The organism is Thermophilibacter provencensis (genome assembly GCF_900128445.1).
GTDB classification, from domain to species: Bacteria; Actinomycetota; Coriobacteriia; order Coriobacteriales; family Atopobiaceae; genus Thermophilibacter; species Thermophilibacter provencensis.
In genome coordinates this window covers 1,445,914-1,470,683 of sequence record NZ_LT671417.1, presented here as the reverse complement: position 1 = coordinate 1,470,683, position 24,770 = coordinate 1,445,914, and the positions used below count along the sequence as shown (strand labels likewise).

Genomic DNA, 24,770 nt, shown 5'->3' with positions numbered 1-24,770 from the left:
CGGAACGGGTCGGGGCTAGGCGGCGCGCCGACGAGAGAGGCGCGAGAGCATGCCGGTCACGAACGACGCCTCGGGCAGGCGCAGGGCCGCCGCGAGCCCGAAGGTCACCACGAGGGCGGGGACGCCGCCGGCGACCGCGTAGGCGAGCGCCTGGGCTATCCCGGAGCCGAGCGGACCCACGAGCGCCTGCAGCCCGAGGAGGATGGCGCCGCCCACGACGGCGCCCGCCGCGCCGAGGGAGAACGCGCGCAGGAAGGCGACGACCATGTCGCGCATCCCGATGCGGCCGAGCTCGCGACGCAGGAAGAGCAGGATGACGAGGTCGATGGAGACGAAGAAGAACGTGGAGCTGAAGCCCACGAAGTTGAGGCCGAAGACGGGCGTGAGCCAGAGGCAGAGCACGATCTGGATCGTGCCCGCGATGCACTCCGCCACCGCAAAGAGAATCATGCGCCGCAGGGCCGAGCAGGCCTTCTGGAGATAGGTGGCGAGGCCGTAGCCCGGCAGCGAGACGGAGAGCCACGCTATGTACGCGGCGAGGTCACCCACGGCCTGGGCGTCCATGCTGCCGCCCCCGAGCAGCCGCGCGAGGCACGGCGAGAAGACCACGAGGTACATGGCGAAGGGGACGAGCATGAAGAGGATCTTGCCCGTTCCGCTCGCAAGGCCGCGCACGAAGCTCGGAAGGTCGTCGCGGGCGACCGAGGTGGAGAGCTCGGTGAACATGGCCGTGGTGATGGGGATCGCGAAGACGGAGTACGGCAGCATGTACCACATGCGCGCGTAGTAGGCGATGGAGGCGCCGCTCGCCGTCGCCGAGAGGGCGCAGTTCGTTTGGATCGAGGTGGTGGCGAAGGAGACGAGCGTCACGATGAGCGTGGGGGCGCCGATGGAGACGGTCTCGCGCAGGCACGGGTCGTGCAGGTCGATCCTCAGGCGCAGGCGCACGCCGTGGCGCAGGAGTGCCGGCACCTGCATGAGGACCTGCGAGAGCACGCCGAGCGGGCTGCCCACGGCGAGCGTGAGCAGGGCGAGCTGGGGGTCCTTGTCCACAAGCAGGCCATAGGCGAGGAAGGACGCCGTGGTCACCACGTTGTTGGCGATGGGCGCGGCGGTGCTCCAGAGGTAGTCGCGCTCGGCGTTGAGCACGCCCGAGATGATGGAAGAGAGGGCGTAGAGCACGATGGAGACGGCGAAGAACCGGAAGAAGTAGACCGAGAGGCCGGCATCGAACTCCTCGCTCGCACTGAACGACTGCGTCCAGATGACCTGCTCGGCAAAGGCGAAGGCGGCAACCGCGAGGACGCCCATGAGCAGTACGACGAGCGAGAGGAGGTTGGAGGCGTAGGCCGTTGCCCCCTCGCGTCCGGCGCGCTTCTTGGCCGAGACGTAGACCGGCAGGAACGCGGTCACGAGCATGCCGCCCATCACGAGCTCGTAGAGCTGGTTCGGGAGGTTGTTGGCCACGGTGAAGGCGCTCGCCGTCATGGTTGCGCCGAGCCCGATCGCCTGGGCCCAGGTGCGCATGAAGCCCGTGATGCGGCTGATGATGACGAGGCCGCTCATCATCGCGGCAGAGCGGCCTACGGCCTCCTCGCTCGCCACCTCGTCCTCTCCCCCGCCGGGGGACCCTGCGCGCAGGATGCCCGTGGCCTCGGCCTCGCCGCCCTCGGACGGGGCGGCGGGCTCGGGCCCGGCGGCGGGGCGGGCCGCGTGGCGGCCGAGCGGGGCGAAGGCGGACGTCTCCCCCTGCGCGGCATGAGCCGGACGACCGGGCTCCGGCCGTGACGGGACGCGCCCGGCGCGGGCGGCCGCGACGTAGATCATCGTGTCATCGGGCGAGGCCGGCTGAGGCGCCACAGCGTGACGTGGCCGGAGAGGGCGCCCGGGGGCTCCGTCAGACGAGAAGTGCGCGCCGCGCGCGGGGGTGTCGGTTGTCTCGTGCTCCATGTGACCGTCCTTCTCGGCACCCGCCCTGCGGGGTGCCCCATACGTACGGCCCCGAGGCTTCGAAGGCGCCTCGGGGCCGCTGTCTCTCCCGCACGTGCTCTCCGGGCAGGTGGGCTCGCTAGACGATGGAGCCGCCTCCCATGAAGCCGCTGACGAAGTACATGCTGCGCACCTGGACGCCGCCGCCCGGGACGGAGTCGATCACGCAGCCGTTGCCGACGTAGATGCCCACGTGGCCGGGCGCACGCCCGCCGTAGCGATAGAAGACGAGGTCGCCGTACTTGAGCGATCCCGCGTCGGTGGTGTAGGTGCCGCGCGAGACGACCTGCGAGTAGAGGGTCTCGGGGCTGTTTGAGTTGGTGGGCAGGCCGAGCGCGTAGTCAACGACGCCCGAGCAGGTGAAGTACGAGCTGGAGGGGCTGCCGGTCCAGACGTAGCCGCTCCAGCTGTAGCCGGAGCCGATGATGCTGTAGGCGCGGGCCACCATGGCGCTCGCGGAGCCGGTGGGCGTGGAGCCGCCGGAGGAGGAGCCGCTCCCCGAGCCGCCGCCGTTGGAGGACCCCCCGCCGTTGGAGGAGCCACCGTTGTCGGACGAGCCGCCGTTGTTGGTGGACCCGCCGTCATTGGAGGAGCCTCCGTTGCTGGAGGAGCCGCCCTCCTCGGAGCCTCCCTGGTCCTGCTGCCCCTGCTCGGCGGCCTCCTGCTCGGCGAGGCGCTGCGCCTCCTCGGCGGCCTGGCGGGCCTCCTCCTCGGCGGCCCGGCGCGCAGCCTCCTCCTCGGCGGCAATGGCCTGCTTGACCTCGTCGGAGAGCTGGTCGTAGTAGGCCTGCGCGTCCGCCGCGGCGGCGTTCACCTCGTCGGTCTTGGCCTGCTGGTCGGAGACGAGCTGCTCCTGCTGGGTCTTCTGCTCCTCCAGGCTGGCGCGGCTCTCCTCGAGCGAGGTGGTCAGCGTCTTGATCTGGTCGATGGCCTCCTGCTTCTGGTCCGCGATCGAGCTCGCGTAGTGGACGTTGGTGATGAGCTCGTTGAAGTCAGCGGAGTTGAGCAGCAGGGTGAGCAGGTCGGCCTCGCCGCCCTTGTACTGCATGGCGATGAGGTTGCCGAGCTGCTTCTGCGTGTCGGCGAGCTGGACCTGCTGGTCGGCGATGTCGGTCTCGAGCTGATCGATCTGGGCGTTGGTCTCGTTGAGGTCGTTGGTGACGCTCACGAGGTCGTTGTTGGCCTGCTCGGCGGAGGAGTAGAGCGAGTGAAGCTGCGCCTCGGCCTGGTCGAGCTCGGCCTGGAGCTCGGCGGACGTGGCGGCCAGGGCCGGCATCGGGGCGAGCCCGAGCCCAAGGGTCAGCACGATTGCGGAGGCGACGGACGCGCCGCGCGTGCGAAGTGACATAGGACGCTCCTTACGTGTTCTTTCCTTCATCATGGCCCGTGCGTCTTGAGACCATGCCTGTTCGTCATACTAGCAGTACCACAGGCGAGTGGGGGCCATTCCACCTCGGCTCCACAGAGATGAATCGGGAAAGAGGGCGTCCCGGGCGCACCTCAGCGGTGACGGGCGTCGAGCTCGCCGGCGAGCTCCTCCACGCTGACGCCGTAGCGCTCGAGCGTGACGAGCAGATGGTAGACGAGGTCCGCCGCCTCGTAGCGGATATGGTCGTGGTCGCGGTCCTTGCAGGCCATGACGACCTCGGTCGCCTCCTCGGTCACCTTCTTGAGGAGGCTGTCCTCTTTGCCCTGCAGCAGGCGCGCCGTGTAGGAGGACTCCGGGGAGGCATCTCGGCGCCCGTGGATGACGCGCGCGAGGCCCTCGATCGTCTCCCCGATGTTCCCATCCCGCACGCCGGCGGTCCTCTCACCCATGGCCCCTCCTCGACTCACGCCACTGACGTCAGGTTCGTTTGCCTCGTTTTGCCTACCCGGGGCACGCCCCTAGGCAAGCGCGCGGTAGAAGCAGCTGCGGTGCCCCGTGTGGCAGGCGGGGCCCGGCGAGTCCACCTCCACGAGCAGCGTGTCCGCGTCGCAGTCCACGAGCACGCGCCGCACGCGCTGGACGTTGCCGCTGGTGGCGCCCTTGTTCCAGAGCTCCTGGCGGCTGCGGCTCCAGAACCACGTGGTGCCGGTCTCCAGCGTGAGGCGCAGTGACTCCTCGCTCATCCACGCCACCATGAGCACCTCGCCGGTGCCCTCCTGCTGGACGACGGCGGGAACGAGCCCGCGGTCGTCAAACCGGACGTTTGCCGCGCCGGGCGCAACCGCCTCGAGCGGCTCGCCCGCGTAGGTATAATCGACGGAAATCTCGGACACGACGCCTCCTCTCGCACGCCCAGTATAGCGCGCGGGGGCAAGGGAGCCGCCCCATGTGCGCAGCATGTAACAGTCACGTATTCGACGTCCTCGTCGTGGGCGCGGGCATCGCTGGCTGCGAGGCCGCGCTCGCCGCGGCCGCCTCGGGCGCCAGCGTGGGGCTCGCGAGCGCCGGGGCGACGTTCTCCGGCTCGAGCTTCTTCCCCGGCACCTGGGGCCTCGGCCTCGTCGGCCCGGACGGCGAGAAGGACGAGGACGGCCTCGTCGGGGCGATCCTGGAGGTGGGCAGGGGCATGGCGCTGCCCGGGCTCGCGCGCGCCCTCGTGCGCGGCGTCGGGCCCGCGGTAGCGCGCCTCAGGCAGCGCGGCGTCAGGCTCCTCGAGGCGGACAACCCCGACGAGCGCGACTTCATCCCCTGCTTCGACCGCGCGCACCGCAGCTGGCACGGTCTCGGCCGCGCGTCGTATAGGGCCGCAACCGGGGAGGCGCTTGGGCGCGCCGGCGTTGTGACGCTCCCCCACCGCGAGCTTCTCGACCTTGTCGAGCGGGACGGTCGGGTCCGGGGGGCGCTCCTCCGCGATGAGCGCGGCGAGGCGCGCGCGCTCGGAGCCGGTGCCGTCGTGCTCGCCACGGGCGGCTTCGGCGGGCTCTTCTCGCGCACGCTCACCATGCCCGACGTGCTGGGCACGGCCGCCGCCGTGGCCCTGCGCCATGGCGGCGGCCTCGTGAACGTGGAGTTCATCCAAATCATGCCGGGCCTCGTGGAGCCGGTGAGAGACGTCGTCTTCAACGAGCGGACCTTCCGCTACGCACACGTCGAGGGGCTCGGCGCGGCGAGCGCAGAGCGGCTGCTCGACGCGCGCGGCGGGCACGGGCCCTTCACGGCGAGCCTGCCGGACCGCGCGGTCGACCTCGCCGTCGCGGCCGCCGGCCCGCGGGGCGCCGCGGTGTCCTACGACCTCCCGGCGCGCCTTCCCGAGTTCATGCAGACGTACTTCTCGTGGTTTGAGGGCACGTTCGGCCGCCGCCCGGACGAGGGCGTGCGCATCGTCCCGTACGCGCACGCCTCCAACGGCGGCATCCTCGTCGACGAGCGCGGCGCGACCGGCGTGCCCGGGCTCTTCGCCTGCGGAGAGGCAACCGGCGGCATGCACGGCGCCGACCGCATCGGGGGCCTCTCGAGCGCCAACGGCCTCGTCTTCGGCCACGCCGCCGGGCTTGCGGCAGCGGAGTGGGCCGCGGGGAGGACATGCGAGGGCGAGAAGGGACGGCCCTCTCGCATCGCGCCGGAACGCGAGGGCGAGGCCCTTCTCGCCCTGCGGCGCGCCATGGGCGAGCGCTGCCTGCTGGGGCGCACGGACGAGGGGCTTCGCGAGACGCTCCGCCTCCTCGACGAGCTCGACGAGAGGAACGCGCGGGCCGGGTCCTCGCGCGTGGCGAACGCCACCCTCTCCGCCCGCGCCCTCGCCACCGCGATGCTCGCGCGCACGGAGAGCCGAGGCGCGCACTTCCGCGCGGACTTCCCCGAAGAGGACCCCGCGCAGGCGCGGCCGCTCGTGGTGCGACTGGGCGCAGACGGGCTCCCGGTCGCAGGGCCGCTCGCCTAGAAGTCCAGCCTCACGGGGATTCCCTGGCTCGCCATGTACTCCTTGACCTGGCGGATGGTGAAGGTCCCAAAGTGGAAGACGCTCGCGGCGAGCACGGCATCGGCCTCGCCCTCGAGAATCCCCTCGGCGAAGTGCTCGAGCGTGCCCACGCCGCCCGAGGCTATGACGGGAATCGGCACCGCGCGCGCCACCGCTCGGGTGAGCGCCAGGTCGAAGCCGTCCTTGGTGCCGTCGCGGTCCATGCTCGTGAGCAAGATCTCCCCCGCGCCGCGCCGAGCCGCCTCCTCCGCCCAAGCCACGGCGTCGATGCCCGTGGCGACGCGCCCGCCCGCGAGGTAGACCTCCCAGCGGTCCTCGCGGCCCACGCGCTTGGCGTCGATCGCGCAGATAACCGCCTGGGAGCCGAAGGCCGTAGCCGCGGAGGTGATGAGCGCGGGGTCCTTGACGGCGGCGGAGTTGAGCGAGACCTTGTCGGCGCCGGCGGCGATCATCTCGCGGCAGGACGCCACGTCGCGAAAGCCGCCGCCCACGGTGTAGGGGATCCGCAGCTCGGCCGAGGCGCGGCTCGCGAGGTCGATCTTGGTCGCGCGATCGTCCGAGGTGGCGGTGATGTCCAGGAAGACGACCTCGTCGGCGCCCTCCTTGTCGTAGACGCGCGCAAGCTCCACCGGGTCGCCGGCGTCGCGCAGGTCGACGAAGTTGACCCCCTTCACCACGCGCCCGTCCTTCACGTCCAGGCAGGGTATGACTCTCTTGGTGAGCACGGCCCCTCCTCCGGTCTTCGCGGCTTCGGTCCCGTCCATCATAGCGGTCGGCCCGGGCGACGCTGGGTCATGCGGCCCACTCGGTCCCAGCTTGTTACATGGCTGAGGTCCAGCGAGCCATCACCGAGAGGGTTCCGTGACCCCGGGACCCTCTTCCCAATCCTCTCCCGGTCGATTCACTCATTTATGTACGGGAAATCCCGTGGGGAATTTGGTCGTCACCCACCGGGTCCTTCTCGTTATCTCGAATAACCTTGTTACGTAATTGATTTATGTACTGGAGTTCCATGTAATAAATTTTTTATCGATAAGGACCAGGGGACGAGCCGGGGGCGGGACCGAGGGGACGGGAACGGGCCCCATCACCCCCGGCGATGAGTCGCGAGCCTCAGGGCCCAGCCCACCGGCCCCGGCTGGAACCGGCGCCCGACCTCCGCCAGGCGCGCGGGGATGTCGATGTGCTGGGGGCACCTCCGGGCGCACGCGCCGCAGCGGACGCAGTTGCTCACGAGCTTGGGGCTCTCCGTGCGCACGGCGCTCGCCGTGAAGTACTGGGAGAGGCCCGTGAACCAGCTGTGGGCAAAGCTCGCGTTGTAGGCCGAGAAGCACCCCGGGATGTTGATGCCCCGCGGGCACGGCATGCAGTAGTTGCACCCGGTGCAGGGAACGCGGTTCGAGCGCTCGAACTCGGCCACCACGCGGGCGACGACCTCGTGCTGCCGGGGCGTCATCGCGCCCGGCAGGGCGCGCTCGGCGACGGAGGCGTTCTCGTCCACCTGACCGGGCGACGCCATGCCGGACAGGAGCATCGTCACCTCGGGGTGGTCCCACACCCACGAGAGGCCCCAGGCGGCGGGCGAGCCAAGCCCGGGCTCGGAGGCGGCGTCGAGGATGCGGCGGGCGCGCGGGGGCAGCCTGTCCGCGAGCCGGCCTCCCAGCAGGGGCTCCATCACGAAGACCGCGAGGCCGCGGTCGGCCGCGGCACGGAGCCCCGCGGTGCCCGCCTGGTACCTCTCGCCCGCGTAGTTGTACTGGATCTGGCAGAAGTCCCAGTCGTACGCGTCGAGAAGGACGGGGAAGTCGCCGGAGCTGCCGTGATAGGAGAAGCCGACCTGGCGGATGCGCCCCGCGGCGCGCTGACGGGCGAGCCAGCCCCCCGCCCCCGCGGCGCGCAGGCGCTCCCACTGGGAGGGGCTCGTGACGTTGTGGATGAGGTAGTAGTCCACGCGGTCCGTGCGCAGGCGCCTGAGCTGCTCCTCGAAGATGCGGTCGAGGTCGGCCGCGCCGCGGACGGAGCCATGCGGGAGCTTGGTCGCCAGAAAGACGTCATCGCGCAGCCCCAGCCCCTCGAGCGCGGCGCCCACGCAGGCCTCGTTGCCCGGGTAGAGGTAGGCCGTGTCCAGGTAGTTGACGCCTCGCTCGACGGCTCGCGCGATGACGGCACGGGCCTGGCGGGGGTCCGGGCGCCCCGGCGGCCCGGGAAAGCGCATGCAGCCGAGGCCGAGGGCGGAGATGCGGTCGCCGTTTCTCGGGTTGATGCGGTACTGCACGTTCCTCTCCCCTCCCTCTGGCACGCCTCGGACCCTGCCCCGTCCCCTCGCGTCAGACCTGCCCGCGCGGCTCTGGCGGCGCTCCCTCAGGCCGCGCCGCGCGGGCGGCACGCCGCGAGCGCGTCCCCGAGCGAGAAGGACCCCTCGTAGAGGGCGCGGCCGCAGATGGCTCCCTCGACGACGCCCGGGCCGAGGGCAACGAGCGCGCGCAGGTCGTCAAGCGAGGCGATGCCGCCCGAGGCCACCACGGGAAATCCCGCCACCTCGGCCACGTGGGCGTAGGCGGCCGCGTCCACGCCGCAGCGCATGCCGTCGCGCGCGACGTCGGTGAACACCAGATGGCGGTAGCCGAGCCCCGCGAGGCGCGCCACCAGCTCGTCGGCGGAGAGCGCGGCCCCCTCGCGCCAGCCGTTCACGCGCACCTCGCCGGCGCGGGCGGCCACGTCGGCGACGACGAGGTCGCCGAACCGCCGCGCGGCCTCGGCGGCGAAGGCCGGGTCGCGCACGAGGGCGGTGCCGATGGCGATCCTTCGCGCGCCCAGGCCCGCGAGCCGCTCCACGGCGGCGAGGTCGCGCACGCCGCCGCCCGCGTCGACGGAGATGCCCGGCACCGCGCAGATCGCGCGGATCGCAGCATCGTTCGCGGCGCGGGCCGCCTCGTCCTCCTCGAGCGTGGCGGAGAGGTCCACCACGTGGACCCATGCCGCGCCGGCGTCGCGGAAGGACTCCGCCACCGCGACGGGGTCGTCCGAGTAGACGTCCATGTGGGCGCGCTCGCCGCGCGCGAGGCGCACGACGCGGCCGCCCACGAGGTCGATGGCGGGAAAGAGGATCATCTGCCACCTCGCACCACGTCAACGAAGTTGGACAGGATCGTCGCGCCCACGGCGGAGGACTTCTCGGGGTGGAACTGCACGCCGTAGACGTTGTCGCGCCACACGGCCGAGGCGAAGCTCCTCACGTAGTGGGTGCGGGCGGTCACCACGCCCGCGTCGACGTCGTCGGCGAGCGCGAAGGAGTGCGTGAAGTAGACGTTGGCCCCGTCGGGCACGCCGCGGAAGAGCCGGCACGCGCCGCCGAGCGGGGTGAGGTTGACCTGGTCCCAGCCCACGTGCGGCACCTTGAGGCGGGTCGACTCGAGGCGCGTGGCCGAGCCGGAGAGCACGCCGAGCCCGTCCGCCCACGAGCCGTCCGCCGTCTCGTCGCCGCGCTCGAAGAGGAGCTGCAGGCCGAGGCAGATGCCCAGGAACGGCACCCCGCGGGCGAGGGCGTCGAGGACCGCGTCGGCCTCCCCGCTCCCGCGCAGGAACTCCATCGCGTCTCCGAAGCTCCCCACGCCCGGGAGCACCACGCCCGAGGCGTCCCGGATGAGCGCGGGGTCGTCGGTGACGAGCACCTCTCCCCCCGCGTCGACGAGGCCGCGCTCCACCGAGCTGAGGTTTCCCTTGTGGTAGTCGACCACCGCGATCGGGCGCGCCATCACAGGCTCCCCTTGGTGGAGGGCACGCCCTCGACGCGCGGGTCGGCCTCGACGGCCTCGCGCAGGGCGCGCGCCGCGGCCTTGAACGTCGCCTCGAGGATGTGGTGCGCGTTCTCGCCGCAGACGAGCCGCAGGTGCAGCGTCACGCCCGCCTCGCGGGCGAGGCCGCAGAAGAACTCGCGCCCGAGCTCGGTGTCGAAGGTTCCCACCTTGGCGGGCCCGATCGGCACGTCCCAGAAGAGCTCGCCGCGGCCGGACACGTCCACGGCCGCCATGACGAGCGCCTCGTCGAGCGGCACCGTGACCGAGCCGAAGCGGCGGATGCCGCGCTTGTCGCCGAGCGCCTCGCGCAGGGCCTGGCCGAGCACGATGCCCGTGTCCTCGACGGTGTGGTGGTCGTCGACCTCGGTGTCGCCCTTCACGCGGACCGTGAGGTCCACGAGCGAGTGGCGCGAGAAGGCGGCGAGCATGTGGTCGAAGAAGCCCACGCCCGTCTCGATGTCGTATGCGCCCGTCCCGTCGAGGTCGACGGACAGGCCGATGTCAGTCTCTGCGGTGGCGCGGACGGCCTTGGCGGTCCTGGTCATGCTTCCTCCCTCACTAGCGTCGCGAGCGCGTCGAGAAGGACGTCGTTCTCCTCGCGCGTGCCCACGGAGATCCTGAGGCACCCCTCGAGCCCCGGCACGGCGCTGAAGTCGCGCACGAGGACCGAGAACTCGTCGCGCAGGCGCCGGCGCACCTCGGCGGCGCGCGGCACGCGGACGAGCACGAAGTTGGCCGCGGACGGCCACGCGCGCACGCCGGGCAGCTCCGAGAGCCCCGCCGAGAGGCGGGCGCGCTCCGCCACGATGTCGTCCACCACGGGGGCGAGCGCCTCGCGGCGGGCGAGCGCGGCGAGGGCCGCGGCCTGCGCGAGCACGTCAACCGAGTATATCTGACGCACGGCGGCGAGCGCGGCTATGACGGCGGGGTCGGCCACGACGTATCCCACGCGCAGGCCGGCGAGGCCGAAGGCCTTGGAGAGCGTGCGCAGGACGATGAGGCGCGGGCACGCGGCGACCCAGTCGACGAGGCTCGATCCCTCGGGAGCGAACTCGACATAGGCCTCGTCCAGGAGCACGAGGGCGCCCGTCTCGTCGATCAGGCGCCGCACGAGCGCGTGGTCCACGAGGTCGCCCGTGGGGTTGTTGGGGGAGGTCAAGATCACGAGCGCGGCGTCGCGCGCGGCGGCGAGAAGGGCGTCGGCGTCTATCGAGAAGTCCTCCGGGTCGCGCGGAACGCGCGCGACGGGGGTCTCGCACATCGCGGCGAAGTTGGCGTACTCGGCAAAGTCCGGCGGGCACGTGACGAGCGTCCGGCCCGGCCCCCCGAAGGCGAAGAGCAGGTTGAAGAGCAGCTCGTCTCCACCGTTGCCCACGCAGACGGCCTCGCGGGCCACGCCGTGGCGCGCCGCGACGGCGTCCCTCAGGGCGTTTGCCATCGGGTCCGGATAGCGGTTGAGCGGCGTGGCGAGAAGCGCCTCGCCGATCGCCGCGCGCACCTCGGCCGGCAGCTCGTGCGTGTTCTCGTTGGCCGAGAGGTTGACGCGGCAGGGCGAGAAGGCCGGGTCGTATGGCTCGAAGTCGCGCAGCGCGGGCCGCAGGCGGGCCGTCACGTCAGGGTCCCTCTCGCCCATCTCAGCCCTCCAGCGACACGAAGGGGCCGTCCCCCCGCAGCGTCTCCGGCCAGGCGACGCGGTGGACGTCGGACGCGTCGAACGCGCCGCCCTCGGCGATGCGCCGGCGCAAGCCCACGGAGAGCGCGTGGGCCCAGAGGCCCTCGGCCTGGGCGATCGTCTGGGTTGCCGGGGCGTCGGCGAGAAGCCCCTCGGGCGTGTAGCAGATCACGCTCGAGCGCTTCTGGAAGTCGTAGACGCCGAGCGGGTTGGCCCAGCGCGCGGTGCCGCCCGTGGGCAGCGTGTGGTTGGGGCCGGCCACGTAGTCGCCCAGGGGCTCGGAGCTCCAGGGGCCCACGAAGATGGCCCCGGCGTTGCGCACGCGGCCGAGAAGGGCCATGGCGTCCTCGCAGTGGAGCTCCAGGTGCTCGGGCGCGATCACGTTGACGGCGTCGACGGCGGCATCCGTCGCCTCGCAGACCACGATGACGCCGCGCTCGTCCAGGCTCGTGCGGGTTATCCCCTCGCGCGGGCTCTGCGCGACGAGCGTCTCCACCGCCTCGAGCACGCGCTCGGGCAGGCCCTCGTCGCAGGTCACGAGGTAGCAGCTCGCCATCGGGTCGTGCTCGGCCTGGGCCATGAGGTCGGCGGCAACGACCACGGGGTCCGCCGAGGCGTCCGCGAGGACGCACACCTCGGAGGGGCCCGCCACCATGTCGATTCCCACGTCGCCGGAGACGAGTCGCTTGGCGGCCGCCACGTAGGCGTTGCCGGGGCCCACGATCTTCTCGACCGCGGGGATGGTCTCGGTGCCGTACGCGACGGCGGCGATGGCCTGCGCGCCCCCCACTGCGTAGACCTCGTCCACGCCGGCGAGCGCCGCGGCGGCGAGCGTGTAGGCGGAGAGCGTGCCGTCGGCCTGCGGCGGCGTCACCATGACCACGCGCCCCACGCCGGCCACCTTGGCCGGGATGGTGTCCATGAGGACGGTGGAGGGGTACTGCGCGCGCCCGCCGGGCACGTAGACCGCGGCGGAGGCCACGGGCGTCACCTTCACGCCGAGCATGGTGCCGTCAGCGCGCGTGGTGAACCAGGACTGCTCGCGCTCGCGCTCGTGGAAGTCCCGGATCTGGTCCCGGGCGCGTGAGAGCGCGGCGAGGAACTCCTCGGGCACGAGCCCCGGCGCGCTGCGGACCAGCTCGTCGGGAACGCGAAAGTCCTCGGGGCAGGCCCCGTCGAAGCGCAGGCACAGCTCGCGCACGGCCGCGTCGCCGCGGGCGCGCACGTCCTCCACGATCCTCTCCGCCGACGCGACGACGTCGGCGGGCAGGGCCCCGGTGCGGTTGAGGTCATCCTGCGTGAGGCGCCGGCCCCCCTCGAGCTTCACCATTCTCATGACGCGCTCCCCCTCTCTGCGACCTCGGCGAGACGACGAGCGAGGTCGCGAATCCTCTTGTCGCAGCGGTATGCGGCGGGCCCGGCGAAGAAGCGCGCCGTGCACTCCATGACCTCGTCCACGACCACGAGGTCGTTCTCGGCGAGCGTGGTGCCCGTGGCCGTGATGTCGACGATCCGGTCCGCCATGCCCACGATGGGCCCGAGCTCGATGTTGCCGTGGAGCGTCACGATGTCCACCTGCTGGCCGATGGAGTCGTAGTAGCCCTGCGTGATGCGCGGGTACTTGGTGGCCACGCGCACGGTGCCGCGCCAGGCATAGTTGCGCTCCGCCTCCCCGGCGCGGGAGCGGGGCTCGGCCACCACGAAGCGGCAGCCGCCGTAGCCGAGGTCGACGAGCTGCAGCAGGTCGAGGTCGGCCTCGATGAGCGAGTCCTTGCCGCAGATTCCGCAGTCGGCACCGCCGTGCCCCACGAATGCCGGTGCGTCCTGGGCGCGCACGATGACGTACTCGACGTCGCCCTCGCGGACCACGAGCTTGCGCCCCGGGTCCGCGAGCTCGGCGGTGGGAAGGCCCGCCGCAGCGAGCGCGGCCACGGTCTCCTTGAACAGCGACCCCTTGGGGACGGCGATGCGGATGGGTCGGGCGGCCACGCGCACGCCCGGCGTCACGACGCCCGACTCGCCCGGCTCCCCGAGCACCTCCTGGAGCCGCTCGAGCGAGAGCGCGAAGCCGCAGGCGACAAGGCCCGGGCGACCCAGGTTGGCGAGGACCGCGTCGTAGCGGCCGCCCGAGGCGAGGCTCGCGGCGATGCCCTCGGCGTAGCCCTTGAAGATGATGCCGGTGTAGTAGTCGAAGGAGTTGATGATCGAGAAGTCGAAGGAGAGCCGGCCCTGCTCGAAGAGGTCGGCGAGCGAGCCGGCGAGCGCGCTGAGCTCGGCGGTGCCCCGCGACGCGGGATCGACGCCCGCCTCGGCGAGAAGGGCGTCGAGCCGGCCGATGACCTCCGCCCCGCCCCCCATGCGGCAGACCTCGCGCAGGGCGCGCGCGGCGGCGGGGGCGAGGCCCTCGGTCGAGGAGATGAGCTCGTCGAGGGTCACGAGGTCGGAGTCGTGCACGAGCGCGAGGACCTCCTCGCGGAAGTCCGGCGTGGGCGCGCAGGCGTCGAGCAGGGACGTGAGCGGCGTGACCGAGCCGAAGACGATGCGCCAGTCGGGAACCTCGAGGGCGCCGAGCGCCTCGGCGAGCAGGCGCACGACCTCGACCTCGGAGGCGGCGCCGTCCTCCCCCACGAGCTCGACGCCGAGCTGGGTGAACTGGCGGGGCTGGCCGCGCAGGCTCGGCTCCTCGCGGACCACCGGGGCCGCGTAGCGGAAGCGCGCGGGCAGCTCCCCGGCCGAGACGCGCCCGGCGACGAGGCGCGCCACAGGAAGCGTCAGGTCGGGGCGCAGCATGAGGAGGCTGCCGTCGGAGTCGAAGAGCTGGAACGCGGAGTCCTTGACGCGGGCGCCCCGCTCTATCGCGCGGCGGTCCTCGAGCAGCGGGGTCTCCACCGGGAGGTATCCGTGCGCGGAGAAGCACTCCCTCACGACGCCGGTTATGCGCTCGCGCGCGAGCGCCTCCCTCGGGAGGATGTCTCTGAACCCACGGGGCGTAGCTGCTGTCACGTCATATCCTTTCGGGCGCGCGGGGCGCCGGTCGTCTGGGGGCCGGGCCGGGCAACGCCGGCCGTCCGCGGGGAGAGTGTCGCACAGGCGCCGCGCGGGGCGGTCGGCTTCGGGCAAGCCGTTACAGTCTGCTTTCAAAAGCCCTCGGCCGCGCCGGGCGGCGCGCGGCCGTCGCCGGGGCGAGAGGGACGCGCCGACCAGAGACGCGGCGAATTCGACGCCGCCCCCGGGGCGTCTCCCCACGCCGCGCCGCCCGCGGCGGGAAGCCCGCCGCCCGCCGAGAGGCGAGCCGCCGCGACGCCCGGCGCGGAGGCTTCGAGCTGCGGCGTCAGCGGGCCGGCAGAGGCCGGGAAGACACGGGCGGCCCCCCGCCTGCTATGCTCGCCCGACCCAACGGAACGAGGAAGGGAGCACGCGATGGGGCTGTACTGGAGAAGGGCGCGCGTGGGCGTGAGGTTCGAGGACCGGCAGAGGGAGGACGAGCGCGACTACCCGGCGGACGCGATCGTGATAGCGGCCGACCCGGAGCGGGCGGCGGACCCCGCATTCGCCCGTGACGTGAGGAGGATCGTCATGATGCGGACCCTCGAGCACGCGCTCGAGGACGTCCCCGATGCCGGCGACGCGGACGAGGGGGCGGCGCGGACGGCGGAGCGCGCGTTCCTCGAGCACTTCCTCGACGAGGGGGACGGCGGGGACGAGCGGGGCATCCCGGGGTGCGAGCCCGCCTGGGACGAGCTCGCCGACGCGCTCGCGGGCCCTGCCGGGGGGCTCGGGTGGTACGCCCGCGAGGTCGGCTGCCCCGGCGGGCCGGCCGTCCAGCTCATCGTCAACCGCTGCGACGAGGTGGTCGTGGGAGGCTAGCACCACGCCGGCCCGGGGCCGGCCCCGGGCCGAGCGCCCCGCTAGCCGCGCACGATGTCGGCGAACGACGCCTCGCAGAAGCCGGCGAGGTCGTCGGGGGCGAGGACGAGGCTCAGGCCGCGCCTGCCGCCCGAGACGTGGATCTCGTCGAAGAGCTGGGCCGTCTCGTCGATGAGGGTGGGAAACCTCCGCTTCATGCCCACCGGCGAGCACCCGCCGCGGACGTAGCCCGTCGTGGGCTCGAGGTCGCGGACGTGCATGAGCGCGAGGCTCTTCTCGCCCGCGGCCACGGCGGCCTTCTTGAGGTCGAGCTCGTCTGCCACGGGGATGCAGCAGACCACGTGCCCGCCCGCCGGCGCCACGCAGACGAGCGTCTTGAAGCTCGCCGCGGGGTCCTCGCCGAGCATCCGGGCGATGTGCAGGCCAAGCTCGCTCGACGTGTCCGTCTCGTCGACCTCGTAGGTCTCGTACGAGAAGGGAACGCCGGCGGCCTCGAGCTCCCGCATGGCGTTGGTCTTCTGGAACTTCTCCCTGCGCGCCACGGCCGGCCTACGCCCTCCCCTGGCGGGCGCGGTCGCGCGCCAGGACCTGGCGCAGGAACTGCCCCGTGTAGCTCTCGGGCACCTCGGCGACCTGCTCGGGCGTGCCGTAGGCCACCACGGTGCCGCCCCCGTCACCGCCCTCCGGGCCCATGTCGAGCACGCGGTCGGCCATCTTGATGACGTCGAGGTTGTGCTCGATCACGAGCACCGTGTTGCCGGCGTCCACGAGCTTCTCGAGCACGTCGACGAGCTGGCGCACGTCCTCGAAGTGCAGGCCCGTGGTGGGCTCGTCGAGGATGTAGAAGGTCTTGCCGGTCTGCTGGCGGTGGAGCTCCTTGGCGAGCTTCACGCGCTGGGCCTCGCCGCCGGAGAGCGTGGTGGCGGGCTGGCCGAGGTGGATGTAGCCCAGGCCCACGTCATAGAGGGTCTGGAGCTTGTTCTTGATGCGCGGGATGTTGGCGAAGAAGGCCAGCGCCTCGTGGACCGTCATGTCCAGCACGTCCGAGATGGACTTGCCGTGGTAGAGGACCTCGAGCGTCTCGCGGTTGTAGCGCTTTCCGTGGCAGACCTCGCAGGGCACGTAGACGTCCGGCAGGAAGTTCATCTCGATCTTGATCTGGCCGTCGCCCTTGCACGCCTCGCAGCGGCCGCCGGGGACGTTGAACGAGAAGCGCCCGGGGCTGTAGCCGCGCGCGCGGCTCTCGGGAAGCGAGGCGAAGAGCGCCCGCAGGTCGTCCCACAGGCCGATGTAGGTCGCCGGGTTGGAGCGCGGCGTGCGGCCGATCGGGGACTGGTCGATGTCGATGACCTTGTCGATCTTGTCCACGCCCTCGAGCTTCCTGTACGGCCCCACGACGCGCTTGGAGCGATGCACGGCGTTGGTGAGCGCCGGCGCGAGCGTGTCCGTGACGAGCGAGCTCTTGCCGGAGCCCGAGACGCCCGTGACCACCGTCAGCGTGCCCAGCTCCACCTTGGCGGTGACGTTGCGCAGGTTGTTCGCGGAGGCCCCCGTCACCTTGATGGCGCCGCGGCGCGGGTTGCGACGCTTCTCGGGCAGGCGAATCTGCCGCTGCCCCGTGAGGTAGGCGCCCGTGATGGAGTCCCTGCACGCCGCTATCTGGTCGGGCGTGCCGGCGGCGACCACGCGCCCGCCGAGCTCGCCCGCGCCGGGGCCCATGTCTATGACGTAGTCGGCCGCGCGGATGGTGTCCTCGTCGTGCTCGACCACGATGACGGTGTTGCCCTGGTCTCGCAGGCGCTTGAGGGTCTCGATGAGACGGTTGTTGTCGCGCTGGTGCAGGCCGATCGAGGGCTCGTCCAGGATGTAGAGCACGCCCATGAGGCCGGCGCCGATCTGCGTGGCAAGGCGGATGCGCTGGGCCTCGCCGCCCGAGAGCGTGGCCGCCGCCCGGCTGAGCGTGAGGTAGTCGAGGCCCACGTTCACGAGGAAGCGCAGGCGCGCGAGAATCTCCTTCACCACGGGACCGGCGATGAAGAGCTGCCGCTCCGTGAGCTCGAGGCCCTCGAAGAACGCGAGCGCCTCGCGACAGGAGAGCTCGCAGACCTCCCAGATGTTCTTCTCGCCCACCGTGACGGCGAGGATCTCCGGCTTGAGACGCGCGCCGTGGCACGTGGAGCACGGGACCTCGCGAATGTACTTCTCGAGATGCGTGCGCATGGTCTCCGACGTGGTCTCCTGGTACTTGTCGAAGAGGATCTTGCGCACGCCGGCGAAGGTGGTGAACCAGTGGGTGTTGCGGCCGTCCCGCGTGAGATAGTCCACGCGGACCTTGGTGGCGCCCAGGCCGTCGAGAAGGGCGGACTGCACCTTCTTGGGAAGGTCGGCCCACGGCGTCTCCTCGGACACGCCGAGGTGGCGGCAGACGGCGGCGAGCACCTGCGGGTAGTAGTTTGAGTGGCCGAAGAGGCCGCCAAAGACGCCGCCCGCCACGGAGAGCGAGGGGTCCTCGATCAGGGCCTCGGCGTCCACGACCTTGCGGAAGCCCAGACCGTCGCAGTCCGGGCAGGCGCCGTAGGGGGCGTTGAACGAGAAGTCGCGCGGCTGGAGGTCGTCCATCGAGTGGCCGTGCTCGGGGCAGGCCAGGGCGAGCGAGTAGCTCAGCAGCTCGCCGGGCAGGCGCTCCGGCTCGTCGCGGTCGGGCATGAGGTAGAAGCCCACGCGGCCCTGCGCGAGGCGCGTTGCCTGCTCGACGGCCTCGGCGATGCGCCCGAGGCTGTTCTCGCGGACCACGATGCGGTCGACCACCACCTCGATGCTGTGGCGGTTCTTCTTCTCCAGGCGAATCTCCTCGTCGCCGAGCTCGCGCACCTCGCCGTCGATGCGCACGCGCGAGAAGCCCTCCCGGCGCAGGTCCTCGAAGAGCTTGGTGTACTCCCCCTTGCGGTCGAAGACCACGGGGGCGAGCACGAGGGCGCGACGGCCCTGGGCGCGCTCGAGGACCTTGTCCGCCACCTGGTCGGTGGTCTGGCGCTCGATCACGCGCCCGCACTCGGGACAGTGCGGCGTGCCCACGCGCGCGAAGAGCAGGCGCAGGTAGTCGTAGATCTCTGTCACGGTGCCCACCGTGGAGCGGGGGTTTCTCGACGTGGTCTTCTGGTCGATGGAGACGGCCGGGGAGAGGCCGTCGATGCTGTCGAGGTCCGGCTTGTCCATCTGCCCCAGGAACTGGCGCGCGTAGCTGGAGAGCGACTCAACGTAGCGGCGCTGCCCCTCGGCGTAGATGGTGTCAAAGGCGAGGCTCGACTTGCCCGAGCCGGAAAGGCCGGTGATGACGACGAGCTTGTCGCGTGGGATGTCGACGTCGACGTCGGCGAGGTTGTGCTCGCGCGCGCCGCGGATGACGATGGAGTCCTGGGCCATGCGCCCCTCCTGCACTCAAGAGAATTTGACGCATCACAGTCTAGACGAGCGGCGTCTCCTTGGTCCGCAGGCTGCCCCCGCCTCCACGGATCGTGCAACACGTGTTCGTGCGGGGCGTGCAGGGGGGCCTATGCCTCGGAGGGATAGTAGCGGCTTACTCCCTCGCCGTCCCTCTCGCGGCGCGCGGAACCGGTGGCCACGAGGTGGTCGAGGTGAGCGATGCTCTCGGACACGAGGAACCACCGCGTCAGGGCCGGCGTCTCCGACCAGCGGTCGAAGGGCGCGCGCCAGCCCATGGCGCTCACCAGCTCGAAGCCCGTCCGTCCCGGCGCCTCGCGGATGGCCGCGAGCGCGCGGGCGCTGCGGCGCTCGTGGTGCGCGGCGTTGGCGCGGCACCGCTCGTCGAGCGGACCCTCCTGGAGGCCGTGCCCCATGAAGGCGTGCTCGACCCCGAGCGCGGCCAGCCGGTCGAGCGTGGCGAGCTGCGCGCCTATGGGGTCCTCACCCTCGTCCCAGAAGCCGATGCACGTCGAGCAGAGGAAGAGCACGGCGTCGCCGAGAAACGCCACGCGCCGCGCGGGCTCCCAGAGCACGCACTGCCCGACGGTGTGGCCGGGCGCCGGGACGACCTCGAACGACCAGCGGCCGCAGCAGACCGCGTCGCCCGCGGCCACGACGGAAAAGCCTATCCCCTCGCTCTCGAAGTTGAGGACGTGGTCCCAGATCACGTCAGCGAGCTCGGCCGCCTCGGCGTCGCCGGCGCCCTCGGCGCGCATGCGCGCGACCATCCCGTCACGCCAGGCGGGCACGGCGAAGCGTCGCATGTCGGCGAGCACGCCCTCGGGCACGAGCACGCTCGCGCCCGCCTCGGAGAGCTCGCGGGCGAGGCCGGTGTGGTCGATGTGCGCGTGCGTGCAGAAGAGCGTGGTGCGCGCGGGGTCCACCCCGAGCCCCACGAGCGCCCGCATGAGCCTGGTGTCGTTGAACTCGTCCGGCGTGCCGGCGTCCACCACGAGCGCGTCACCGCCGTCGAGCACCACGAAGGCGTTGACCGAGGGCAGGAAGGTGTCGTGCATGAGCAGCTCCACGCGCCAGACCTCCGGCTCGTCGAGCACCCGGCGGCAGGTGAATCCGTCGCCGTCGAGCGTGAAGCAGTTCGGCCCGCAGCCGCATCCCCAGTCGTCGCCGCGCGGGACGGACGTCGGCGCGCCGGCCGACCCGCTAGTCAACGAGCACCTTCACGCAGATCTTCCTGAGCGGCGCCGGCTCCGCGCCCGCCGGGCAGCATCCGGGCTTGTGGGCGTCGCACGGGGGCGTCACCACGAGGTCGCCCGCGCGCAGGACGGCGCTCGCCTCGCGGTCGCCGGGGGTGAAGAGGCCGAAGTCGTCCGCCTCTGAGAACTCCCCCACCGGCTCGCACTCGCCGACCGGCGCGACGCAGATGAGCTCGGTCCCGCTGACCACGTAGTGGATGTCGGCGTAGCGACGATGGGCCTCGTAGCTCTTCTCCCCCGCCGGGACGGTCACGAGCTCCTGGACGTTGGCGAAGACCTCGTCGCCGTCGATCTCGTGGCGGCCGGGCGCGAGCGCGGCGAGGTCCTCCCGGGCGAGGAACGCGAGCGCCTTGGCAAAGCGCGCCGCGGAGAGGTCGTTGTCCCGCACGTGCTCGATTGACGAGAAGATCATGGTGTCTCCCTCCTTGCGCCGGCCCCGACGTGCGGGGCGCCTGTTCTTCCTAGTATGAGGCATTCGCGGCCGCCTCTTGGGTAGAATCGAGACGTCGAACACGCGCGCCGCCAAGCGGCGCCGAGGAGAGGAATCCCATGGAACAGAGCGATCAGGAGCGGCTCCGCCAGGAGGTCGACGAGGTGCTGCACGGACAGAAGCAGCCCCAGGGCCCGGAGTTCTTCAAGCAGAACGACTACTCAAACGTCCGCCACGTGATCGGCGTGGTCTCGGGCAAGGGCGGCGTGGGCAAGTCGCTCGTCTGCGGCACGCTCGCCGTCGAGCTCGCGCGGCGCGGCGCCAAGGTCGGCATCCTGGACGCGGACGTCACCGGCCCCTCCATCCCCAAGATGCTCGGGCTCTCCGGCGCGCGGGCGCGCGGCGTTGACGAGCTCATCGTCCCCGTCCTCACCAAGGGCGGCATCGAGGTCATGAGCGCCAACCTCGTGCTCGAGCACGAGACCGACCCCGTCATCTGGCGCGGCCCCGTGGTGGCCGGCGCCATCAAGCAGTTCTGGGAGGACTGCGCCTGGGGCGAGCTCGACTACCTGCTCGTGGACATGCCCCCGGGGACGGGCGACGTGCCCCTGACCGTCTTCCAGTCGCTGCCGGTGGACGGCATCGTCATCGTGAGCTCGCCGCAGGACCTCGTCCAGATGGTCGTGGGCAAGGCCGTCAACATGGCCAACATGATGCAGGTCCCCGTGCTCGGCCTGGTGGAGAACATGGCCTACGTCGAGTGCCCGGGATGCGGCGAGAAGATCTACCCCTTCGGCCCCTCGCGCCTCAAGGAGACCGCCGAGGCCTTCGGGATCGAGGCCCTGGGCCAGCTGCCGATCGACCCGAAGATCGCCGCGGCGTGCGACGCCGGCACCTTCGAGGACGAGCTCCCCGCGGGCACGCTCTCCGAGGCCGTGGACACCGTGGTCAGCGTGGCGGAGTTCGTGGACGCCCTGCGCGACCGTCCCCAGGACGCGTAGCTTGGCTCGCCAGGCGAGAAGGGTCCCGCGGTCACGGGCGCGCGAGGAGGCCCTCGCGGCCGCGGCCGCCGTGCGCGTTGCGGACGCCTACGACGTGGCCGTGGTCGGCGGCGGCGCCTCAGGGCTCGTGGCCGCCATCGCGGCCGCGGAGGCGGGCGCGTCGGTCGTGGTGCTCGAGCGCGACCCCACCTGCGGGCGCACGATCCTCGCCACCGGGAACGGCCGCTGCAACTTCATGAACGCGCGGCTCTGCGGCCCCGCCCCGGCATGGGGGAGCTACAACGACCCCGCGTTTGTCGAGGCGGTCTGCGGGCCTGACTTCGGCGGGGACGTCCTCGCGTTCTTCGAGGGCTGCGGCCTCGCCTGGGCCGAGGAGGAGGGCGGGAGGCTCTACCCGCTCTCCCGGCAGGCGGCCTCCGTGCGCGAGGTCCTTCTTGCCCGGGCGCGGCGGGCCGGCGTGACGCTTGCGCCCGCCCGCGAGGTCGCGGGCGTGTCGGTGTGCGGGGGACGCTGCCGCATAACCTGCCAAATCGACCCCAAAATGGGCGGAAAATGTCAGGTTATGTCCTCATGCGCGGTGCTCTCCGCCGGCGGCGGCCCCGCGCTCGCGCGCTCGGCCGACCGCCTCGGCCTTGAGCTCGTGCCCCTCGAGCCCGTGCTCTGCTCGCTCGCCTGCGAGCCCGCAGAGGCGCGCGTCTCGCTCGCGGAGCTCGACGGCAGGCGCGCGCACGTGACCGCCCGGCTGCTGCGGGACGGCGCAGAGATGGCGCGCGAGGAGGGCGAGGCGCTCTTTCGGCCATACGGCCTCTCGGGAATAGTGACCTTCGACCTCTCTCGCTCGGCGCGGGCGGGAGACGTCATCTCGCTCGACCTCACCTGTGGCATGGACCCGGACCGTGCGCAGCGTCTCGCGCGCGCGGCCGGGGGCTGCGCGGGGATCGTCGACCCCGTCATCGCCCGCGCGCTGGGAGACGACGTCGGGCGGGCGCGCGACCTTCGCTTTGTCGTGAGCGGCCCGGCCGAGCCCGAGCGCGCGCAGGTGACGCGCGGCGGGCTTGCCACGGCGCAGTGGGCGCCGGAGACGCTCGAGGCGCGCGGGCTGCCCGGGCTCTTCGCATGCGGCGAGGCGCTTGACGTCGACGGTGCCTGCGGTGGCTTCAACCTCGCCTGGGCGTGGAAGAGCGGCCTCGTCGCCGGGCTCGCCGCCGCCGCGGCCGCCAGGCGGCGCGCCTGACGCACCCCGGCGGTCGCCCCCCTGCGGAGATGGGCGGCGCCCCTCGCTGGCCCCTCGGATGTTGGGGCCCCTCCGCGACAAATCCGCAGGTAGCCAAATGTTTCCGCATGGGCAGCACTTGAGGCCCCGTCGAAGAAACACCTACAATCGGCTGAAGGCCCGCAGTCGACGGGCACCGCGCTCGAAAGGACGCCCATGCTCGAGGTCTCCGGAATCCGCATACCGCTCTCGGCGCTCGACGGCACAGACGCCCGCGAGCTCGCCGCGTGCCGTCGCGCCCTCGCGCGCCGACTCCGCGTGAGCGAGGGGGACCTCGGCCCCGTCGAGCGGCGCCGGCGATCCATCGACGCCCGGAAGCGGGGGGACGTCCAGCTCACGTTCACGCTTCGCGCCGAGCTCGCGGGCGGCGCGGGGGCGGAGCGCGCCCTGCTCTCCCGCCTCTCCAGGAGGCGCGCCGACAAGAGCGTGCGCGTCGTGGAGGAGACCCCCTACGGCTTTCCCGCCCCCGTCGCGCACCCGGCGGCCCGGCCCGTGGTCGTGGGCGCCGGGTGCGCGGGGCTCTTCTGCGCGCTCTCGCTCGCCCGCGCGGGACTCGAGCCGCTGCTCGTTGAGCGCGGCGACGACGCGGCCCGCCGCACCGAGGCCGTGCGCCGCCACGACGAGACCGGCGAGCTCGACCCCGAGAGCAACATCCAGTTTGGCGTGGGCGGCGCGGGGACCTTCTCCGACGGCAAGCTCAACACCGGCACCAGGAGCGCAGCGCATCGCCTCATCCTGGAGACGTTTGTCGCGGCGGGCGCGGGGGCGGACATCCTCTGGGACGCCAAGCCCCATGTGGGAAGCGACGTCCTTCCCTCCGTGGTAACCGAGATCGTGCGGCAAATCGAGGAGGCGGGCGGCGAGGTCCGCTGCCGCTGCCGCATGACGGACCTCGAGGTCGCGGGCGGCGAGGTCCGTTCCGTGACGCTCGTGTCCGCGGGCGCGGACGGTGCGGGGCGCGAGGAGCGCATACACACGAGCTGCGTCGTCCTCGCCTGCGGGCACTCCGCCCGCGACGTCTTCGAGCTCCTGCGCGAGCGCGACGTGCCCATGGAGCGCAAGACCTTCGCCATGGGCGTGCGCATCGAGCACCTCCAGACAGACATCGACCGCGCGCTCTTTGGCGCCGCGGCAGGACATCCCGCCCTCGGCGCCGCCCCCTACAAGCTCTCCTGCCACCTGCCCTCTGGCCGGAGCGCCTTTTCCTTCTGCATGTGCCCCGGCGGCTACGTGGTCTCCGCCGCAAGCGAGCCGGGCGGCGTCTGCACCAACGGCATGAGCCTCTCGGACCGCGCCGGCACCAACGCCAACTCGGGGCTTCTCGCCAACGTCTTCCCGGAGGACCTCCCCGGCGACGACGTTCTCGCCGGCATCGCGCTCCAGCGCGCCTGCGAGCGCGCGGCCTTCGCGGCGGGCGGCGGCGGATTCGTCGCGCCCGCCCAGCTCGTGGGGGACTTCCTCGCCGACACGCCATCCTCGGCGGGAGGCCGCGTCACCCCCACCTACCCGCGCGGCGTGGCCTGGGGCGAGGTGGGGCCGTGTCTTCCGGGGTACGTGACGGAGACGCTGCGCGCGGCGATCCCGATGCTCGGGCGCAGGCTTCGCGGCTTCGACGCCGCCGACGCCGTGCTCACGGGGGTGGAGACGCGATCGAGCTCGCCCGTGCGCGTCACGCGCGGGGACGACGGGCAGAGCGTGGGCGTGCGCGGCCTCTGGCCCGTCGGAGAGGGCGCAGGCTATGCGGGCGGCATCATGAGCGCCGCCACGGACGGCATCCTCGCCGCCGAGAAGGTCGTGGCGGCGTACGCCTCGCGGTAGGCCCGCGCCGCCCCGAGGTCCTTCTCGCTGCTCACTGCTGCGCAGAAGTCGCGCGAGAAGGACCTCGGGGCGGCGCGGGCAACGGCACGGAGGCTTCCGCCACGGTCTTCTCAAGACGGGGCGCATCCTTCGGCGGCGGCTGCCGCCGGGATTGGGGGTGTGAGGTGGACTCGATCGAAATTCGTCCAATGACGGGGGGAGACCTCGAGGACAACGCGCGGGCCATCGGGTTCTACGAGCACATGGGCTTCTCGCTCACGGGCTGCACGTTCACCGACGAGGTGCTCAGAGAGGCCGAGATGCTCCTCATGAGGTAGC

At 72.1% G+C, this 24,770-nt stretch carries 22 protein-coding genes; 6 read left to right on the top strand and 16 right to left on the bottom strand.

Features of this window, described 5'->3' with window-relative positions:
* Positions 1 to 15 precede the first annotated feature (15 nt).
* The 4 genes from murJ to hisI all read right to left on the bottom strand — a co-directional run bounded on the left by murJ (position 16) and on the right by hisI (position 4,251).
* Positions 16 to 1,950, bottom strand: a complete 1,935-nt coding sequence (gene murJ / locus BQ7391_RS06610; protein WP_235858634.1) for a murein biosynthesis integral membrane protein MurJ — start codon at positions 1,948 to 1,950, stop codon at positions 16 to 18.
* Between the two features lie 118 nt (positions 1,951 to 2,068).
* Positions 2,069 to 3,337, bottom strand: coding sequence for a coiled-coil domain-containing protein (locus BQ7391_RS06605; protein ID WP_075279880.1), 1,269 nt, complete (start codon positions 3,335 to 3,337; stop codon positions 2,069 to 2,071).
* A 152-nt stretch (positions 3,338 to 3,489) separates the two neighbouring features.
* Positions 3,490 to 3,807, bottom strand: a complete 318-nt coding sequence (hisE, locus tag BQ7391_RS06600; RefSeq protein ID WP_075279879.1) for a phosphoribosyl-ATP diphosphatase — start codon at positions 3,805 to 3,807, stop codon at positions 3,490 to 3,492.
* A 69-nt stretch (positions 3,808 to 3,876) separates the two neighbouring features.
* Positions 3,877 to 4,251: a phosphoribosyl-AMP cyclohydrolase gene (hisI, locus tag BQ7391_RS06595; protein ID WP_317416467.1), complete on the bottom strand. Its 375-nt coding sequence runs from the start codon at positions 4,249 to 4,251 to the stop codon at positions 3,877 to 3,879.
* A 53-nt stretch (positions 4,252 to 4,304) separates the two neighbouring features.
* On the opposite strand from hisI, the gene BQ7391_RS06590 reads away from it, so the two are divergent.
* On the top strand, positions 4,305 to 5,858 hold the full coding sequence (locus BQ7391_RS06590; protein WP_075279878.1) for an FAD-binding protein: 1,554 nt from the start codon (positions 4,305 to 4,307) through the stop codon (positions 5,856 to 5,858).
* Here the strand turns inward: BQ7391_RS06590 and hisF are convergent.
* From hisF to hisG, 8 genes are all read right to left on the bottom strand, one after another.
* A complete protein-coding gene (gene hisF / locus BQ7391_RS06585) occupies positions 5,855 to 6,622 on the bottom strand; it encodes an imidazole glycerol phosphate synthase subunit HisF (protein WP_075279877.1) in 768 nt (255 codons plus the stop codon). The genes BQ7391_RS06590 and hisF overlap by 4 nt on opposite strands.
* A 362-nt stretch (positions 6,623 to 6,984) precedes the next feature.
* Complete coding sequence (locus BQ7391_RS06580; protein ID WP_075279876.1) at positions 6,985 to 8,172, bottom strand: aldo/keto reductase; 1,188 nt, start codon at positions 8,170 to 8,172, stop codon at positions 6,985 to 6,987.
* 86 nt (positions 8,173 to 8,258) lie between these two features.
* A complete protein-coding gene (locus BQ7391_RS06575; protein ID WP_075279875.1) occupies positions 8,259 to 9,008 on the bottom strand; it encodes a 1-(5-phosphoribosyl)-5-[(5-phosphoribosylamino)methylideneamino]imidazole-4-carboxamide isomerase in 750 nt (249 codons plus the stop codon).
* Positions 9,005 to 9,652, bottom strand: coding sequence for an imidazole glycerol phosphate synthase subunit HisH (gene hisH, locus BQ7391_RS06570; protein ID WP_075279874.1), 648 nt, complete (start codon positions 9,650 to 9,652; stop codon positions 9,005 to 9,007). Before hisH ends, BQ7391_RS06575 begins: the two co-directional genes overlap by 4 nt.
* The gene (gene hisB / locus BQ7391_RS06565) at positions 9,652 to 10,239 is read right to left on the bottom strand and encodes an imidazoleglycerol-phosphate dehydratase HisB (protein WP_075279873.1); all 588 of its coding nucleotides are present in this window, start codon (positions 10,237 to 10,239) and stop codon (positions 9,652 to 9,654) included. Before hisB ends, hisH begins: the two co-directional genes overlap by 1 nt.
* Entirely contained in the window at positions 10,236 to 11,327 is a 1,092-nt protein-coding gene (gene hisC, locus BQ7391_RS06560) for a histidinol-phosphate transaminase (RefSeq protein ID WP_075279872.1), read from the bottom strand. Before hisC ends, hisB begins: the two co-directional genes overlap by 4 nt.
* A gap of 1 nt (position 11,328) precedes the next feature.
* Positions 11,329 to 12,702 carry a histidinol dehydrogenase gene (gene hisD / locus BQ7391_RS06555; RefSeq protein ID WP_075279871.1) on the bottom strand — a complete coding sequence of 458 codons (1,374 nt, stop codon included), beginning with the start codon at positions 12,700 to 12,702 and terminating at the stop codon, positions 11,329 to 11,331.
* The gene (gene hisG, locus BQ7391_RS06550; RefSeq protein ID WP_075279870.1) at positions 12,699 to 14,369 is read right to left on the bottom strand and encodes an ATP phosphoribosyltransferase; all 1,671 of its coding nucleotides are present in this window, start codon (positions 14,367 to 14,369) and stop codon (positions 12,699 to 12,701) included. Before hisG ends, hisD begins: the two co-directional genes overlap by 4 nt.
* A gap of 417 nt (positions 14,370 to 14,786) precedes the next feature.
* On the opposite strand from hisG, the gene BQ7391_RS06545 reads away from it, so the two are divergent.
* Positions 14,787 to 15,233, top strand: a complete 447-nt coding sequence (locus tag BQ7391_RS06545; RefSeq protein WP_075279869.1) for a hypothetical protein — start codon at positions 14,787 to 14,789, stop codon at positions 15,231 to 15,233.
* Between the two features lie 41 nt (positions 15,234 to 15,274).
* On the opposite strand, the gene ybaK is transcribed toward BQ7391_RS06545, so the two are convergent.
* The 4 genes from ybaK to BQ7391_RS06525 form a co-directional block, all read right to left on the bottom strand.
* Positions 15,275 to 15,775, bottom strand: a complete 501-nt coding sequence (gene ybaK / locus BQ7391_RS06540) for a Cys-tRNA(Pro) deacylase (protein ID WP_075279868.1) — start codon at positions 15,773 to 15,775, stop codon at positions 15,275 to 15,277.
* Positions 15,776 to 15,782: 7 nt separating this feature from the next.
* Positions 15,783 to 18,656, bottom strand: a complete 2,874-nt coding sequence (gene uvrA / locus BQ7391_RS06535) for an excinuclease ABC subunit UvrA (protein ID WP_075279867.1) — start codon at positions 18,654 to 18,656, stop codon at positions 15,783 to 15,785.
* A 128-nt stretch (positions 18,657 to 18,784) separates the two neighbouring features.
* Positions 18,785 to 19,885 carry an MBL fold metallo-hydrolase gene (locus BQ7391_RS06530; RefSeq protein WP_075279866.1) on the bottom strand — a complete coding sequence of 367 codons (1,101 nt, stop codon included), beginning with the start codon at positions 19,883 to 19,885 and terminating at the stop codon, positions 18,785 to 18,787.
* Positions 19,878 to 20,342, bottom strand: coding sequence for a NanQ anomerase/TabA/YiaL family protein (locus tag BQ7391_RS06525; protein ID WP_075279865.1), 465 nt, complete (start codon positions 20,340 to 20,342; stop codon positions 19,878 to 19,880). The genes BQ7391_RS06530 and BQ7391_RS06525 overlap by 8 nt, the downstream gene beginning before the upstream one ends.
* A 137-nt stretch (positions 20,343 to 20,479) precedes the next feature.
* On the opposite strand from BQ7391_RS06525, the gene BQ7391_RS06520 reads away from it, so the two are divergent.
* The 4 genes from BQ7391_RS06520 to BQ7391_RS12365 all read left to right on the top strand — a co-directional run bounded on the left by BQ7391_RS06520 (position 20,480) and on the right by BQ7391_RS12365 (position 24,769).
* Entirely contained in the window at positions 20,480 to 21,361 is an 882-nt protein-coding gene (locus BQ7391_RS06520) for an Mrp/NBP35 family ATP-binding protein (protein WP_075279864.1), read from the top strand.
* Between the two features lies 1 nt (position 21,362).
* The gene (locus BQ7391_RS06515; RefSeq protein WP_075279863.1) at positions 21,363 to 22,595 is read left to right on the top strand and encodes an FAD-dependent oxidoreductase; all 1,233 of its coding nucleotides are present in this window, start codon (positions 21,363 to 21,365) and stop codon (positions 22,593 to 22,595) included.
* A 195-nt stretch (positions 22,596 to 22,790) separates the two neighbouring features.
* The gene (locus BQ7391_RS06510) at positions 22,791 to 24,452 is read left to right on the top strand and encodes an NAD(P)/FAD-dependent oxidoreductase (protein ID WP_075279862.1); all 1,662 of its coding nucleotides are present in this window, start codon (positions 22,791 to 22,793) and stop codon (positions 24,450 to 24,452) included.
* A gap of 164 nt (positions 24,453 to 24,616) precedes the next feature.
* Positions 24,617 to 24,769: a hypothetical protein gene (locus BQ7391_RS12365; RefSeq protein ID WP_159437352.1), complete on the top strand. Its 153-nt coding sequence runs from the start codon at positions 24,617 to 24,619 to the stop codon at positions 24,767 to 24,769.
* Position 24,770 lies beyond the last annotated feature (1 nt).

Coding starts and splice junctions, on each gene's coding strand:
- BQ7391_RS06605 (WP_075279880.1), bottom strand. CDS start 3,337: ATGTCACTTCGCACGCGCGGCGCGTCCGTCGCCTCCGCAATCGTGCTG.
- uvrA (WP_075279867.1), bottom strand. CDS start 18,656: ATGGCCCAGGACTCCATCGTCATCCGCGGCGCGCGCGAGCACAACCTC.
- hisE (WP_075279879.1), bottom strand. CDS start 3,807: ATGGGTGAGAGGACCGCCGGCGTGCGGGATGGGAACATCGGGGAGACG.
- hisB (WP_075279873.1), bottom strand. CDS start 10,239: ATGACCAGGACCGCCAAGGCCGTCCGCGCCACCGCAGAGACTGACATC.
- BQ7391_RS06545 (WP_075279869.1), top strand. CDS start 14,787: ATGGGGCTGTACTGGAGAAGGGCGCGCGTGGGCGTGAGGTTCGAGGAC.
- hisC (WP_075279872.1), bottom strand. CDS start 11,327: ATGGGCGAGAGGGACCCTGACGTGACGGCCCGCCTGCGGCCCGCGCTG.
- BQ7391_RS06520 (WP_075279864.1), top strand. CDS start 20,480: ATGGAACAGAGCGATCAGGAGCGGCTCCGCCAGGAGGTCGACGAGGTG.
- hisH (WP_075279874.1), bottom strand. CDS start 9,652: ATGGCGCGCCCGATCGCGGTGGTCGACTACCACAAGGGAAACCTCAGC.
- BQ7391_RS06590 (WP_075279878.1), top strand. CDS start 4,305: ATGTGCGCAGCATGTAACAGTCACGTATTCGACGTCCTCGTCGTGGGC.
- BQ7391_RS06525 (WP_075279865.1), bottom strand. CDS start 20,342: ATGATCTTCTCGTCAATCGAGCACGTGCGGGACAACGACCTCTCCGCG.
- murJ (WP_235858634.1), bottom strand. CDS start 1,950: ATGGAGCACGAGACAACCGACACCCCCGCGCGCGGCGCGCACTTCTCG.
- hisD (WP_075279871.1), bottom strand. CDS start 12,702: ATGAGAATGGTGAAGCTCGAGGGGGGCCGGCGCCTCACGCAGGATGAC.
- BQ7391_RS06510 (WP_075279862.1), top strand. CDS start 22,791: ATGCTCGAGGTCTCCGGAATCCGCATACCGCTCTCGGCGCTCGACGGC.
- BQ7391_RS06575 (WP_075279875.1), bottom strand. CDS start 9,008: ATGATCCTCTTTCCCGCCATCGACCTCGTGGGCGGCCGCGTCGTGCGC.